Source organism: Caulobacter sp. 602-1, assembly GCF_003931565.1.
In the GTDB taxonomy this organism is placed as follows: domain Bacteria; phylum Pseudomonadota; class Alphaproteobacteria; order Caulobacterales; family Caulobacteraceae; genus Caulobacter.
Window position 1 is genome coordinate 140,526 of record NZ_RRYI01000003.1, and the last position, 15,520, is coordinate 156,045.

Consider the following 15,520-nt stretch of genomic DNA (forward strand, 5'->3'; position numbering starts at 1 on the left):
CTCCCTTTTTATGTGTAGCGGTAGGGTTACGCGGGGATGCTCGCCAGCACTTGCTCGCAGCGGCACGACCTTTTCCGCCGTGCGGCCTCTGCAAAGCCGCTCAGGCCGTGTGGTTTCCGCGTGTCGGGACGCAAGCCACGATCAGGATCACCGTCCCGTCGATGAAGCCCCCGGCGAGACCAGCAAGAGGGGCAAATCCTTGATCGCGTCGATGTCGGCGCACTGTCGCAGCGCAGGAGGGCGAGCTTGCTAGGGGGCGTTGGCCGCCGGGCTAACAGCGCGTCGCCCGTTGATAATGAGATTGACTCGCATTTTTAACTGAAGTAGCGCGTCCCCGTTGTCGTCCTTGGGGGATTTTGATGCGCCGTTCGCTGCTGACCGCCTGCTCGCTTGCGATTCTAGCCTTGGCTCACGCCGCTTCGGCCGAGGAGACGCCGCCTGGGGTCGTGTCCGCCGCCGACCAGGCGACCGCCGTCGAAGCCATCGTGGTGACCGGCGAGAAGACCTCCCGCTCGATCCAGGACACCGTCAGCAGCGTCGCCGTGGCGACCGCCGCCCGCATCGAACGCGAGAACCTGCGAACCTTCTACGACGTGGTCGCCCGCACGGCGAACATGAGCGAGACCTATGGCAAGACCGGCTTCACCATCCGCGGCGTCAGCAACATGAACGTCTCGGGCGGGGGCACGGGCGGTCTCGCGACCGTCTATGTCGACGGCGCGGCCCTGCCGCTGGAGGCCACGTTCGGCGGCCCGCTGGAGCTGTGGGACATCGGCCAGGTCGAGGTGCTGCGCGGGCCGCAGTCGACCCTGCAGGGACGCAACTCCCTGGCCGGCGCGGTGATCATCACCTCGGCCAACCCGACCTATACGCCCAGCTTCCGCGCCAGCGTCGGCCTGGCCAGCGGCGACGAGCGCACGGCGGGCGTCGCCGCCGGCGGTCCGATCGTCGCTGACCAACTGGCCTTCCGCGTCGCCGTGCAGAAGAAGGAGAGCGACGGCTTCGTCTACAATCCGACGCTGAAGCAGGATATCGAGGCGGTCGACAATCTCTATGTCCGCGGCAAGCTGCTCTTCACCCCGACCGCCCTACCCGACTTGAAGGTGCTGGCGACCTACGCCCACAACAAGCGCGAGTCCGGCTACCAGTTCACCTATTCACGCACCGACCGTCCCGACTACTACGATCACCGCGTCGACCTGTCGGACACCCCCTCGCGCACCAACTCCAAGGTCGACATCTTCACGGTGGACGGCAGCTACAAGCTGTCCGACGCCCTGACGCTGAACGCCATCGTCTCGTGGAACAAGGTCAAGACCGACGCCACGATCGATTTCGACTTCACCCCGGTCGCCAGCTCGTACGGCACGCGCGACCAGGCCACCGAGACCACCTCGGGCGAGCTTCGCCTGAACTACGAGGGCGAGCGGCTGAAGGGCCTGATCGGCCTCTACCACGCCCAGCGCGACGCCAAGGACCTGTCGATCAGCCGCACCAACGTGCCGTTCCCGCGCGCCACCCTGGTCAACGTCCTGACCTCCACCCTGCTGGCCGGCGTCCCCTCGCCCACGCCCGCCCAGCAGGCGGCCGCCGCGGCCCAAGCCAACGGCTTCGCCAATCTCTACATCGCCGCCCTGCCGGTGATCCCTGTCGACTATTCCGGCGACCAGCCCTCGACCATCGAGACCAGCGCCGTCTTCGCCGACGCCAGCTACGCCCTGACCGAGAGGCTCTCGCTGTTGGGCGGCTTCCGATACGACCACGAGGAAAACACCTCGAGCACCAGGCAGAGCGCGGTGTTCGCCGGAACCTATCCAACGCCGGCGTCCTTCGGCGCCTACGCGCCGTATGTGACCCAGGTGAACGCCTTCGTCGCCGGCATGATCGCCCAGGCGAACGCGTCGGCGCCGGAAAACACCCGCAAGTTCAACGCCTTCCTGCCGAAAATCGGCGCGAAGTACGAATGGACGCCGGACATCAACACCAGCCTGACGGTCCAACGCGGCTACCGCTCGGGTGGCTCGACGGTGAACCAGGCGCGATCCAGCGTCGCGGCCTATGATCCGGAATACACCTGGAACTACGAAGCCTCGCTGCGCACGGCCTGGCTGGATGGAACCCTGACGGTCAACGCCAACGCCTTCTACACCGACTGGAAGGACCAGCAGGTCATCGTCAATCTGGGCCTCAACGCCTACGACTACGAGGTCAGGAACGCCGGCAAGTCGCACCTCTACGGCTTCGAGCTGGAGGTCGCCCAACAGCTGACCAGCCAGCTGTCGTGGTACGCCTCGCTGGGCCACACCAAGACCAAGTTCGACGACTTCACGATCACGGCGGGCGAGGACAACCGCAACCTGTCGGGCTCGGAATTCCCCTACGCCCCGCAATGGACCGTGGCGCTGGGCGGCGACTATCGCTGGGACAACGGCTGGATCGTTCACCTGGACGGCAGCTACAAGTCCAAGTCCTTCTCGTCCGCCGGCATCGACCAGGCCCAGGATTCGGTGATCAAGAGCCGCCTGCTGTTCAACGGTCGCTTCGGCTTCGAGCGCGAACACTGGGGCGCGTACGTCTACGGCAAGAACCTGCTGAACGCGACCTACAGCCAGTACACCCGCACCGACATCCCGATCGCCATGCTGGGCGAGCCGCGCGTGGTCGGCCTGACGCTGGAGACCCGCTGGTGAGCCCGCTCTGGAGCCTGGCCCTGGCCCCGCTGCCCCTGGCGGGAACCGTGCTGTTGAAGCGGGCCTGGGACGAGCCGCGCCCCGAGCGCCCGTGGCTGATCCTGGGCGGCTGGGGCCTGCTGGTCGTCGCTATCGCCGCCTCGGTCCCGTTGCTGGGTCCTGTGCGAGGTCCCTCGGCCATGCTGGCCGTCGCCTCCGTGGTCGCCCTGGCCTTCGTGGGGGCCGGCGTCGAGCAGCGCAACGCCAAGAAGAGGGCCGCGCGCGAGCTGGCGCCCGAGCCCTCCGACCGACGCCGCGTCGTCTGGCGGGGCTGGCTGCGGGGCTTTCTGGCCGGTCCGCTGGCCGGGATCGCGGCGCTGGGCTGCGGCCTGGCCGTCGCCATCTGCGCGCCGGGTCAGGTTCAGAGCCGCATGGTCATTGGCGGCCTGATCGTGCCGTTCCTGTGGGCTGGCGGCATGGCCTGGACTCTGTCCGACGACAAGATCCTCCGCGCCTTCGCCGTCCTGGCCGGCGTCTCGGTCGCGACCCTGGGCGCGGCCTTTCTGAAGGGGGCGCTGTGATGGACGGCTCGACCGCCCCCGGCAAGCTGGCCCGCAAGGCCGGCAAGCCGATCTGGCCGAAGATCCCCGCCGAGTTTGTCCGCGCCATGCTGGCCGGCCACTCGGCCCTGGGCCTGGCCTTCGCGGCCCTGATCTACCTGGTCTGCTTCTCGGGCTCGATCGCCGTCTTCACCTACGAGTTCAACCGTTGGGAACAGCCGGCCGGCCCGGTGCTGCATGACGCCACGCCCCAGGCCGTCGACGCGGCCTTCCGCGCGGCCCTGGCCAAGAACCCCAAGGCCCACGACCTCTTCATCCGCCTGCCCGAACCGGCGTCGCCGCGCCTGTCGGCGCACGGCGACGACGCCCAGGGCGGCGAGCACACCTGGATCGCCGACGCCACGGGCAAGCTGGTCGCCGAGCAGAAGTTGCCCTGGAGCGAGTTCCAGGCCGAGCTGCACACCGTCCTGCACCTGCCCCGCGCCTGGGGCGGGTTCGTGGTCGGCCTGACGGGCGTGGCGCTCCTCTCCTCGCTGGTTTCGGGCGTGCTATCGCACCCGCGCGTGTTCAAGGACGCCTTCGCCTTCCGCTGGGGCGGCTCCAAACGCCTGCAGGAGGCCGATCTGCACAACCGCATCTCGGTCTGGGGCCTGCCGTTCCACCTGGTGGTCTCGCTGACCGGCGCCTTCCTGGGCCTGACCGTGATCATCGTCGGCGTCCTGGCCGTGGCCACCTTCAAGGGCGACACCAGCAAGGCCTACGCCCTGTTCCGGGGCCCCGCCGTGGCCGACGATCCACGGCCGGCCGCCAAGCTGATCGACATCGCCGGCGCGCTGGAGGCTCTGAAGGCCCATTATCCGAACGCCCGCGCCAGCTACATCTATGTCGAGCACCCCGGCGAGACCGGCCAGCACGCCAGCGTCAATCTGGTCACCGAAGGACGTCTGTCGCGTGGCGAGACGGTGATCGTCGACGGCGCAGGCAAGCGCCTCGGCGAAGTCGGCTACGAGAGCGGCTCGGTCGGCATCCGCGTGTTGGGGGCGATGACTCCGCTGCACTTCGGCTGGTTCGGCGGCTGGCCCGTCAAGGTCGCATACTTCCTGCTGGGCCTGGGCCTGACCGCCGTCACCTCCAGCGGTGTCGCTATCTGGCTGGCCCGCCGGCGCGACAAGGGCCGTCCGGCTCCGCGCTGGGAGCGGGTGTGGATCGCCTTCGTCTGGAGCCAGCCCGTGGCCTACGCCGCCTCGGCCCTGCTCGCCTTGCTCGCGCCCATGCCGCCCGTCGCCGTGTGGGGCCTGGCCACGCTCGCCAGCATGGGCGCGGCCATCGCCTGGACGCCACCGGTCATTTCGGCGCGGCTGCGGCTGCTGTCGGCGGCGCTGCTTGCGGGGGTGTCGCTGGCGCACATCGGCCTGCACGCCGGACGGTTCGCCGATCCGGTCGCCTGGGCCGTGAACCTGGGCTTCCTGACCGCCGCCGCGCTGCTGGCGCTGAGCGTGCGATTGTCGCGTACTGCGGACTAGGCGGACCGGGCAGCGCCAGGAGCAGCCGTTAGCTTGCGTCCATAGACGCGAAGACAGCTCGCGGCCCCAGGTCTTATCGCAGCGCCATGGTTCAGCGCTTGAGATTGACCTTGGCCAGGTCGATCAACTCGGCGGCGCGGCCATCCAGAACAGCCTTCAGGGCGAAAACGCCGAACTTGTGGGCCTCGTCCAGCGTGATCTTCGGCGGCATGACCAGTTCCTGGCGGGCGGTGACCACGTCGACCAGGGCCGGCCCGTCATGGGCGAAGGCCTCAGCGATCCCCGCCTCGAGATCTTGCGCGCGCTCTATCCGTACGCCCTTGACGCCCATGGCTTGCGCCATGGCCGCGAAGTTGGGGTTTTGCAGATCGACGGCGGTGTCTAGAAAGCCGCCGGCCTTCATCTCCATCTCGACGAAGCCGAGCGTGCCATTGTTGAGCACGACGACCTTCACCGGCAAGCCGAGCTGCGAGAGGCTTATGAAGTCGCCCATCATCATCGAGAACCCGCCGTCGCCCGACAGCGACACGACCTGGCGTCCCGGGAAAGCCGACTGCGCGCCGATCGCCTGCAGCAAGGCGTTGGCCATTGAACCGTGGTTGAATGAGCCCAGGAGCCGGCGCTGACCGTCCAGCCGCAGATAGCGCGCCGCCCAGACCGTAGGCGTGCCGACATCACAGGTGAAGACCGCGTCCTTGGCCGCCAGTTCGCTGACGATGCGAGTCACCTGCTGGGGGTGAACCTGGCTGGGCTTGTGCGGAATCTGCGCTAGGGCGTCCAGGCCCTCTCGGGCCTTGGCGTAGTGCGCCAGCGCCGCGTCGAGGAAGCTTCGGTCAGCCTTCGGCTCCAGGCGCGGCAGCAGCGCGCGCAGGGTCTCACCCACGTCGCCCAGCAGGCCCAGGTCGAGGCGGCTGCGATTGCCCAGGGCCTCGGGGCTGATGTCGATTTGCACGACCTTCGCCTTGTTTGGATAGAACTGGCGATAAGGAAAGCCCGACCCCAAGATCACCAGGGTGTCGCAGTCCTTCATCGCGGCGTAGCCGGACGAGAAGCCGATGAAGCCGGTCATACCGACGTCGAAGGGATTGTCGTGCTCGATCGACTCCTTGCCCCGCATGGCGTGGACAATCGGCGCCTTCAGCGCGTCGGCCAGGGCCAGCACCTCGGGCCGCGCGCCGGCGCAGCCGATACCGCACAGCAGGGTCACGCGCTGGGCGCCGTTCAGCAGGTCGGCGAAGGCTTCGACCTGATCCGCCGGCGGGATCACGCGAGGCGGGGCCGGGGCGATCCAGGTCGGCGGCTTGGCGTCCAGCTTCTCCAGGGCCACGTCGCCGGAGATCACCACGACCGCCACGCCGCGCCGGGCGATGGCCACGCGCATGGCCCGCTCTAGCACTTGGGGCAGCATGCTCGGATGCGAGACCAGCTCCACATAGTGGCTGCAGTCCTTGAACAGGCTTTCGGGGTGCGTAGCCTGGAAGTAGTCGATGCCGATCTCGCTGCTGGGGATGTGGGCGGCGATCGCCAGCACCGGCGCGCCGCTGCGCTGGGCGTCGAACAGGCCATTGATCAGGTGCAGGTTCCCCGGCCCGCAACTGCCGGCGCACACCGCCAGATCGCCAGTCAGCTGAGCCTCGGCTCCAGCGGCGAACGCGGCGGCCTCCTCGTGGCGCATATGGACCCATTGGATCTTGTCCCGAGCCCGCAGGGCCTCGGTGAAGCCGTTGAGCGAGTCGCCCGCAACCCCATAGACGCGATCGACGCCGGCGGCTTCGAGGGTTTCAGCGATGAAGTGGGCGGCGGTCGAGGTCATCGAATAAGCGCTCCTTTTGCGACGTCGCCCGCGGCCTCGTCGCTGTGAACCGCCACATTATTTGCACAGAAGGTGTCTTCGTCTTGTTCGCTGTTGTGGTGGCAAGTCCGAAGATCTGTGTCACCGGCCGGGCCGCGCCAAGTGTGGACGTCGGCAACCTTCCAGAAACGCGACGTTCAATGGAGGCGCCTCGTGCTCGGACCGCGCTAAGGCCGGTGAGCCGTTGCCCCATGTCGATTTGCTGGGACACCCCAGCGCGTCGTCGACCTAGGCCCCAAAGCAGACCCGCCTTCGGCAATGGGGCGGTGCAAGATCGTTCAATAGCTTGGTTCCGCGGCCTCCTACCCCTCACACCACGTCGCATCCGCGACTTGAATGAACGGGAGAATGTCTATGGTTGGGGCACTCAGGACGGTTGTTGGTGTCGCCGCGCTCGCGCTTGCATCCACCGCCGGAGCCGCGCCGAAGGCGCCGCATATCGATAAGACCGTGGTGCTTGTTCACGGCGGCTTCGTTGATGGTTCGGGATGGGAGGGCGTTCACCGCATTCTTGTGCAGGACGGCTACAATGTCGTGGTCGTTCAAAACCCGACGACGTCACTGGCTGACGACGTCGCCGTCACCACGCGAGCGATCGCCTCGGCGTCGGGCGACGTTGTGCTGGTTGGGCACTCCTACGGCGGTGTCGTCATTTCAGAAGCCGGCCTAGATCCCAAGGTCAAGGCGCTCGTCTACATCGCCGCCTTCGCGCCCGATAAAGGGGAGTCTGTGTCGTCGCTGATCGCCAATCCGCCGCCGGGCGCCGCTGTTCCGCCGATCCTCCCTCCGGTGGACGGCTACCTGTTCCTGGACAAAGCGAAGTTCGCCAACGCGTTCGCCGCGGACGTCGCGCCGCAAACAGCGCGCTTCATGGCGGATTCGCAGGTCCCCTGGGGCGTCGCCGCGCTTGAAGGCGCGGTTACCGCTCCGGCCTGGCGCCAGAAGCCAAGCTGGTACCTGGTGGCCACGGACGACCGTATGATCCCGCCCGCCGCGCAGCGAGCCATGGCCGAACGCGCGGGGGCGACCAAGGAGGAGATCCCAGGCAGCCACGCCGTCTATGTGGCCAACCCCAGCTCTGTCGCCGCTCTGATCGAGAAGGCCGCCCAGAGCGCGCCAGCCTCGACGCCAGCGCGATAACGCTTGGCGGCATCCGCTTGCAGGACGCAGCGCTAGCAAGCGGATATCCTCTCGTCGAGAGGACCATGCCTGCCACCCTTGCCCGCTCCGCGCCCGGCACTGTGCCGATCGACTTCGCCGGCGGCGGAGCGCTGACTATGCGCACCCGGTCCCTGCGTAGATCAAAGCTGCAGGTCATCGAGGTTGACTATGCCGACCACGGCGGGGGCGCCAACGCCACCTTTCCGCGGCTCGACGACACCTATCTCGTGGGCGTGCGCTATCGCGCCGAAGAAAGCCGGACGTCGGTGCGCGAGGAGATGTTCGACTATGGGTCGCCAGCGGGGCACACCCACTTTCTCTATGTTTCTGGTGTCGACTACGTCGAACTCAATACCCCCAGCCACACCCTGGAACTGATACTCCCCCGCGCCTTTATGCAGGAGGTCGCTGAGGACCTCGAGGTCTGCGGGCGGATCGAGCTTGGTAATGCAGCCTGCTTTATCCGCCCTGATCCCGTGGTCCCGAGAATGGCGAATCTTGTCCGACCCTACCTCGACGATCCGGCCGCTCTAGATCCCCTCTCCGCGGACAGCTTCATGTGGTCGCTCGGAGTCTATGTTCTGCGTCGGTATGGCGACTTACGAGATCGGCGTACGGCTACAGGCGGCCTGACGACATCGCAGGAACGCTTGGCCAAAGAGTGGATCGAGGCGACCCTACCTGTGGGAACGACCTTGGCTGAACTGGCAGAGGCCTGCGGGCTTGGCGTCAGCCGCTTCGCGCGCGCCTTTCGTGCGTCTACGGGCGTGACGCCGTACGCTTGGGTCATTGCGAGACGGGTCGCCCGCGCACAGCAATTGCTCGAAGCTTCACTTCCCTTGGCGCACGTTGCTCTGGCGTGCGGCTTTGCAGACCAGAGTCACATGACCAGACTCTTCAAACGCTCCACGGGAATGGCGCCGCGGACTTGGCAGTTGGCCAACCAGGTCCGGGTTTCCGATCTTGGGTGAGTGCGGTCGTGCGCCATTTTCTGACATCGACATCCCTCCGAGAACACGACGCTCGCCAATCCTGCGCGTCATGCGAGGAGGCCGCCAACAAGGCCAGAGTAAAGCCCTACTGGCCCTCTGAAAGCGGACGCTCGGCAGGCTTCATTTCCAAAGCCCGCATACGGCGAGACACGCAGCAGCGTGCGCTATCCCGGCGCCTTCGGCGTCTCCCGCGGGCCGGCGGGCGCGTGCTGGGGCAAGCGCGGCAGGCCGCCGATCATGCCGTCCGGGCGCGCCTTGGCCAGCATGCGCTGATAGGCGGGACGAGCCTCGATCCTGGCCTTCCAGGCCGCCACGTTCGAAAACTGCGACTCCTCGACCAGGTTCAAGCCGGTCGCGGCGTTGAGCGGGAACATCATCATGATGTCGGCGCTGGAGAAGGCCGCGCCGCCGAACCAGGGATGCTGGCCCAGAAAGTTCTCGGCGAACTGCACCACGGCCTCGGAGTCAACCAGGCGCGAGCGCTGCTTGGGCGGTTGGGCGGTCCAGGCGCGATAGTCGGAGAACAGGCGCGCGGCCAGGCTCCCCTCGGCATAGTGCATCCACATCAGGTGGTCGGGATAGTCGCGGCTGTCCAGCGCCGGTTGCAGGCGCCCCGGAGCGTGTCGGTTAAGGATCAGCTCGATGATCGCGCCGGACTCGACCAGGACCTGGTCGCCGTACTTCACCGTCGGCGCCATTGGCACGACCGGGCTGAATTCGCGGATCAGGGCCATGGAGCCGGCCAGGTCGCCGCGCTTGAACTTGAGCTCATAGGGAAAGCCCAGCTCTTCCATCAGCCAGACAATCCGCTCGGAACGGCGCCCCTCCAGATGGTAGATCGTGATCGGCGGCAGAGGCGTGGCGGGCTTGGCTTTGGCCTTCGAGGCGGTCAGCGGCGCGGCGGCCAAGCCGGCCAGAGCGCCCAGCCAGGCGCGGCGTCCCATGGACTGTTTCATAGGGCTCTCCCAGAGAGATAACGTGATTGAGGAAGGCGGGGCGAGACGTCTGCAGCCGCGGCGTCCGCGCCGGTCGTCTCGCCCCCTCGCGGCGCCGGCAAGAGCGCCGCGAAAAGGGTCCTAGAAGGCCACGTCCAGGCTGATCCCGGCCCGGCGCACGGAGTCCGGGCTGAAATACTGGACATAGCCGCCAGGGTTCAGGGCGGTCACCGGCGACGGGGTGATCTGGGCGGCGTAGCGCTTGTCCAGCAGGTTGCTCGCGTACAGCGCCACGCTCCAGGCCTTGTCCGGCGCCGAGACGCCGATGCGGCCGCCGAGCAGGCCATAGGCCTTCTGGATCGTCCCCGGGTCGCCGCTGATCGAGTAGTTGATGTCGCTCTGCCAGTTCCAGTTGGCCTGGAAGAAGCCGCGCAGGCCCGGGCTCAAGGACCGCTCATAGACTGCGCTGACGCCGTAGACCCAGTCAGGCACGCCCGCCAAGCTCAGACCCTTGGCGTTGAAGAAGCCATCCAGCGAGGCAGGGGTGGCCGGCGGCGCGCTGCACGGCCCGCCTTGGGCGATCTTGGGCTGGCCGAAATAGCATTGCACGCCGTTGAAGTCGGCATAGCGGGCGTGGGTGTAGGCCAGACCGGCCGTGAGGCTGAGGCCGTTGGCCGGCCGAGCCATCAGGTTGGCCTCGAAGCCCCGCGTCTTGATCTCGCCGGCATTGGTGATCCGCGAGGAATAGGTGGCGCTGGTCAGGTCGGAGACCTGGGCCTGGAAGTTCTTGACCGTGGTGCTGTAGACGTTGGCGTTGATGATCAGGCGGCGGTCGAGGAACGCGGCCTTCATGCCCACCTCGTAGCTGGTGGGAATCTCCGGCTGCACGCGCTGGTCGGCCAGGCTGTTGGCCGCGCTCAGGCCGCTGAAGCCAGGTCCTTTGTAGCCGCGCGACACCGTCGCATAGGCCATGATATCGTCGCTGAAATTATAGCGCGGCCCGATCCGCCACGAGATGTTGGTGTTTTCCACCTCCTGGTGCAGGTCGAGCGTGACCGAGCCTGGGATGTAGACCGCGCCGGGCGTCGGGGCGCGGTGATAGTCCAGGGTGATCTCGTCGCGCGTGATCCGAGCCCCTGCGATCAGATCGAGCTTGGGCGTGATGTGCAGGCCGACCTGGCCAAAGCCCGCGAAGCTGGTCGAGTTGATGTCGTTGTAGGTCGAGGTCTCGAAGATCGTGCCTAGCGGCGCGCCGGGGATGATCGGCACGACAACGCCATTGGTCGCGGGCGTGATCCAGCTGAGCTGGCCCCGCTGGCGGATCAGCGACGAGGCCTTGGAGTGGTAGAGATAGAGGCCGGCGACATAGTCGAACCGCTCGCCGATCGGCGAGGTCAGGCGCAGTTCCTGGCTGAGCCAGTCGGTCTTCCCTGCCCCGCCATTGGTGTCGACATAGCTGACCGGCGTCAGGTCGCCGTCATAGAACGCCTCGCGCTTGACCGAGCGGTAGGCGCTGATCGAGGTGAGGGTCAGGTCGCCCAGCCCGTAGTCGATCTGCAGCGTGCCGCCCTGGGCGGTTGACTTGCCTTGCGATGGGCCATTGGCGGCGACCTGCAGATTCTTCGGCCCCGCGACGATGCCGTAGCGGGCGTTCGTCACCGCCGGCGCGTAGCCCGGCGTGACCTTGCGCCAGGTCGATGAGCAACAGAAGGCGTCGTTGTCGGTGCGGTCGGCCGAGAAATAGACGGTCAGGTCGTCGCTGGGACGCCACAGAGCCTTCAGGGTCAGGGTGCTGACGTCCTGGGGATCGGTGAAGACATTGTCCTTGGCGACATTGCGGATCAGGCCGTCACGCTGATTGTGCGTGGTCACCAGGCGCAGGGCCAGGGTGTCGCTGACCGCCAGATTGCCGATCGCCTGCAGGACCTGTTCGCCGCGCTCGCCATATTGCAGGTGCAGCTGGCCGCTGTTTTCGTTCAGCTTGGGCCGATTGGTGATGAAGTGGACCAGGCCCGCCGAGGCGTTTTTGCCGAACAGCATGCCCTGAGGCCCACGCAGGATCTCGACCCGCTCGACATCGGCCAGGGTGGCCAGGCTGGCGGGATCGGCCAGCACCACGCCGTCGACGACCGTGGAGATGCTCTGCTCGATCCCCGCCGAGAAGCTGCTGGTGCCGACCCCTCGAATCGTCAGGCCCGAGGCGCTGCTGCTGAGGCTCTGCTTGAAGCGGACGCTGGGATCGATCAGCGACAGCTGCTGGGGCTGGGTGATGTTCATCGAGGCCAGCGTCTCGCCGCGCACGGCGGTGATGGCCAGCGGCACGTCCTGGACGTTTTCGGCCCGCTTCTGGGCGGTGACCATGATCTCGTCGACGACGGCGGAACCGGCGGTGCGCGAGGCGTCGTCCTCGGCCAGGGCGCCGCCGGCGGCGAGCATCATGGCGACGCCGACCGACGCCCCCGTCAGCAGATCCGTCCTCAGACCTCGCGCCTGGACTCGCGATCGGCGGGTTTGGAAGGGCATGGCGCATTCCTCCTTGAGCCGCTGCGCGGCTTCTTTTGTGATCTGTCGGGCGCACGCCCTCGCCGCCCGCCAAGACGCGGTCGTGAAGGGCGGGGCGAGCCGTGCGGTTCGCCGGGATGTGGGTCAGCGTCCGGGCCCGAGACGCTTAAGTAACGCTATCGTCACTTAATGGGACTGGCAACTGCTTTCGAACGATTGTTCGTCAGGCCGTGGCGCTGGGCCGTTGGGCGACGCGTTCGAGCCAGGCGCGGACGTGGCCGCAGTCCTCGGGGATGGCGACGCCGATCATCCGCCCGAAGTCCACCGTGGTCAGGGCGACGATGTCGGCCATGCTGTAGGCGGGACCGGCGATGAAGGCCTTGTCAGCCAGCTCGCCATCCAGCCAGCGGTAGATCCGGTCGGCGTGGGCGCGATTGGACTCGCCGAAATCCTTGTACTGGGTCAGCAGGCCGGCGGTCAGCGGATGGGTGTGCCGCCAGATGTGGGCGATGGGCGCCATCAGCTGGAACTCGATGCGCCGAATCCACATGTCGATGGTCGCCTGCTCCAGGGCGGTTTCGCCGAACAGCGGCGGCCGCGGATGCAGACCCTCCAGGTAGCGGCAGATGCTGACGCTCTCGCTCAGGAACGCGCCGTCGTCGAGCTCCAGAACAGGCACTTGGCCCAGCGGGTTCTTCTCCAGGAAGGCGGCGGCCTTGTGAGCGCGCTCGGCCAGCGGCACGCGTTCCTCCTCCAGGGTCAGGCCCTTCTCGGCCAGGAAGATGCGGACCCGGCGCGGATTGGGCGCGGGATTGTCTTCGCCATAGAGCTTCATGTGATCGCCTCCCCTACGGCTTTGCGCCGTGCGCGGGGTCTCAACGCCCGCCATTAAGTAACGGTATCGTCACTTAATGGCGGGGACAACCGGCGTCTGCGCGGAAAGGATCAGGCGGTCTTGGCGGGGCGAGGCTCGCCGTACTTCTTGGCCAGGGCCTTGGCGCCGGCGACCACCGCCAGGGTGATCGCGTCGATCATGGCTTCGTCGTCGCCATCTCGCGCGTCCAGCGCGCCCGCGGTGCCGGCGACCATGAACCAGGCGTATTGCTTGGCCTGACGCGCGGGCAAGCCGAAGGCCTTCTGCAGACCCAGCGCCCAAGCGTCGGCGTCGGCCTTGCGGTTGGCGCGCGCCCGCTCCGCCAGGGGGCCGCAGTCCCTGACCAGACGCAGGAACAGCTCGCCGCGCTCGTCGGCGCGCCGGCACCAGTATTTCAGGGCGCCGCGGACCCACTCCTCGAAGGTGGAGGCCGGGCCGACCTCGCTTGCCAGACGCTCGACATAGATCTTGGTTTCGCGGTCGAACAGCGCGGTCAGCAGGTCGTCGCGATCGCTGAAATAGCGGTAGCCCAGGGCTTTGGTGACGCCCGTGAGCGCTGCGACGCCATCCATGGTGACGGCCGCGACCCCGTGTTCGATGACGATCTGCGCCGCCGCATCCAAGAAGCGTTCGCGTCGTTCCGCCCCCTTCAAACGTGTCTGGGTCATGCCCGCATCGAAACTCCGACCATCCCCCTTTTTGACGTGAGCGGGCGCGAAGTAGCAAGGGCGGGTCTCGACCCGAGATCACCGTCTCGCTGTCGCTACGTCTCGTAGGGCGCGGTTCGACGATCTTCCGAGCGTCCGATGGTCTCGCGCCAGGAGCCGACGTCGGATCGGGTCCAGGAACACTGGTGAGCGTCGACAACGACTATCATCACTGCGTGGTCGCCTCCACCAGATCGAGGCGCGCCCGGAGCGGATCGGCTTCCGCCTTCGGCCCTTGCGCGGCGAAGTCCAGGATCTGGTCGGTGGCGGCCTCGTAGCGCGGCCAGGCTGGCTGCCCCGAGGCGCTAGGGGCGCCGCTCTTGGCGAACCCGATCCAGTAGGCGTGGGCCGCTTTGGCCGCGGCCGCGTCGGCCTGGGTCAGCGCCCCGCCATAGCGGGCGTCGACCGTGTCGAACACAAAGGGGATCTCGGTGGCGTGCGGCGCGCCCCACCACTGGCTCCTCATGCTCTCGGCCACGTATGAGAAGCGGAACTGATAGACGGGCGCGCCCTGCTCCACCATCACGCGCGACACCGCGCGAGCGGGCTCGATGAACATGCGGTCGCCGGCGGCGGCCCAGCCATAGACCTTGATATCGCCGTCTCCCTTGGGGTCGTAGAGCGCCTCGGCCTCGGCGCGGCGGGCGCCGAACGGTGCGAAGACCTGGTCGCGGCTTCCGCCGAAGAAGAAGCCGTCGGCGCTGGTCGCCCCGACCATCACCGGCATCTTCGTCCAGGCGCCGGCCTTGTAGGCCTGCAATGGCTCCCGGGTCATGATCTTGCCGTCCAGCATCGGTCCGCCGCCCCACGTCGGGGTGTTGGACGTTGCCATGTTCAGGCCGTCGACCACGGTCTCGGCCGGCAAGGCGCGCAGGGCCTCCAGCGCCGCAGCGTCGGTCCCGGAGACCCCTGCCTTGGCCGCGAAGGCCAGGCCTGCGGCCTCGGCCGAGCGCTGTCCGGCCGGGGCGCTCAGCGGCAGGGTCGGCAGCAGGCGCGGGCGTCCGCCGCCAGACTGGATAATGGCCTTGTGGAACAGGCCCTTGGCCTGGGGCGCGGTCAGCAGGGCGTGGACCGACATGCCGCCGGCCGACTCGCCGAAGACCGTGACGTTGTTGGGATCGCCCCCGAAGGCGGCGATGTTGTCGCGCACCCATTTCAGCGCCGCGATCTGGTCCATCAGCCCGTAGTTGCCCAGCATCCCGCCATCGGCGCCGACCGCCGTCAGAGCCGGATGGGCGAAGAAGCCGAACCGGCCGACGCGATAGTTGAAGCTGACCAGCACCACGCCGTCGCGAGCGAACCGGTCCCCGGCGTACACCGCCGGCGAGCTCCCGCCGTTGACGAAGCCGCCGCCGTATATCCAAACCATGACGGGCCGCTGGGTCTTGCTCTTCAGCGCCGCCTCCGGCGCCCAGACGTTCATGTACAGACAGTCCTCCGCCGGCTGGACGCCCAGGGGGGCGGCGTCGCCGGGGAACGGGTTCTGCATGCAGTCGGGACCGTAGGCCTTGGCGTCCCGCGGCGCGCTCCAGGCAGCCGGCGGCTGCGGCGCGCGCCAGCGCAGGGCGCCCAGCGGCGGGGCGGCGAACGGCACGCCCTTGAAGGCGGCGACGCCATGGGCGCTTTCGCCCACGACCGGGCCCGAGGTCGTGGCTACGGTCGGGTCGGCGGCCAGGGCCTGGCTCGCGCCCAGACCGGCGCCAAAAACCAAGATGGCCGCCAGACTGGCGATACGGATGTTCATG

At 67.6% G+C, this 15,520-nt stretch carries 11 protein-coding genes; 5 read left to right on the forward strand and 6 right to left on the reverse strand.

Going from position 1 to position 15,520, the window contains the following annotated elements; all coding sequences use genetic code 11:
* Positions 1-359: 359 nt before the first annotated feature.
* From EIK80_RS09670 to EIK80_RS09680, 3 genes are read left to right on the forward strand one after another with little or no spacing between them, the layout of a single operon-like run.
* Positions 360-2,690, forward strand: a complete 2,331-nt coding sequence (locus EIK80_RS09670) for a TonB-dependent receptor (RefSeq protein ID WP_125156783.1) — start codon at positions 360-362, stop codon at positions 2,688-2,690.
* Entirely contained in the window at positions 2,687-3,250 is a 564-nt protein-coding gene (locus EIK80_RS09675) for a hypothetical protein (RefSeq protein WP_125156784.1), read from the forward strand. The genes EIK80_RS09670 and EIK80_RS09675 overlap by 4 nt, the downstream gene beginning before the upstream one ends.
* Positions 3,250-4,752, forward strand: a complete 1,503-nt coding sequence (locus EIK80_RS09680; RefSeq protein WP_125156785.1) for a PepSY domain-containing protein — start codon at positions 3,250-3,252, stop codon at positions 4,750-4,752. Before EIK80_RS09675 ends, EIK80_RS09680 begins: the two co-directional genes overlap by 1 nt.
* Before the next feature lie 91 nt (positions 4,753-4,843).
* Here the strand turns inward: EIK80_RS09680 and poxB are convergent, their stop codons facing one another.
* Positions 4,844-6,565 (reverse strand): ubiquinone-dependent pyruvate dehydrogenase, encoded by a 1,722-nt coding sequence (gene poxB, locus EIK80_RS09685; RefSeq protein ID WP_125156786.1) that lies wholly within the window; start codon positions 6,563-6,565, stop codon positions 4,844-4,846.
* 393 nt (positions 6,566-6,958) lie between these two features.
* Between poxB and EIK80_RS09690 the strand changes: the two genes are divergently transcribed.
* Together EIK80_RS09690 and EIK80_RS09695 are read left to right on the forward strand one after the other, a co-directional pair.
* A complete protein-coding gene (locus tag EIK80_RS09690; protein WP_199743433.1) occupies positions 6,959-7,744 on the forward strand; it encodes an alpha/beta fold hydrolase in 786 nt (261 codons plus the stop codon).
* A 65-nt stretch (positions 7,745-7,809) separates the two neighbouring features.
* Positions 7,810-8,736, forward strand: a complete 927-nt coding sequence (locus EIK80_RS09695) for an AraC family transcriptional regulator (RefSeq protein ID WP_125156787.1) — start codon at positions 7,810-7,812, stop codon at positions 8,734-8,736.
* A gap of 185 nt (positions 8,737-8,921) precedes the next feature.
* On the opposite strand, the gene EIK80_RS09700 is transcribed toward EIK80_RS09695, so the two are convergent.
* The 5 genes from EIK80_RS09700 to EIK80_RS09720 form a co-directional block, all read right to left on the reverse strand.
* Positions 8,922-9,713, reverse strand: a complete 792-nt coding sequence (locus EIK80_RS09700) for a glutathione S-transferase family protein (protein ID WP_125156788.1) — start codon at positions 9,711-9,713, stop codon at positions 8,922-8,924.
* Between the two features lie 120 nt (positions 9,714-9,833).
* Complete coding sequence (locus tag EIK80_RS09705; protein WP_125156789.1) at positions 9,834-12,215, reverse strand: TonB-dependent receptor; 2,382 nt, start codon at positions 12,213-12,215, stop codon at positions 9,834-9,836.
* Positions 12,216-12,417: 202 nt separating this feature from the next.
* On the reverse strand, positions 12,418-13,029 hold the full coding sequence (locus EIK80_RS09710; protein WP_125156790.1) for a glutathione S-transferase family protein: 612 nt from the start codon (positions 13,027-13,029) through the stop codon (positions 12,418-12,420).
* A gap of 110 nt (positions 13,030-13,139) precedes the next feature.
* Complete coding sequence (locus EIK80_RS09715) at positions 13,140-13,736, reverse strand: TetR/AcrR family transcriptional regulator (RefSeq protein ID WP_125156791.1); 597 nt, start codon at positions 13,734-13,736, stop codon at positions 13,140-13,142.
* 208 nt (positions 13,737-13,944) lie between these two features.
* Positions 13,945-15,519 carry a carboxylesterase/lipase family protein gene (locus tag EIK80_RS09720; RefSeq protein ID WP_125156792.1) on the reverse strand — a complete coding sequence of 525 codons (1,575 nt, stop codon included), beginning with the start codon at positions 15,517-15,519 and terminating at the stop codon, positions 13,945-13,947.
* Between the last annotated feature and the right edge of the window lies 1 nt (position 15,520).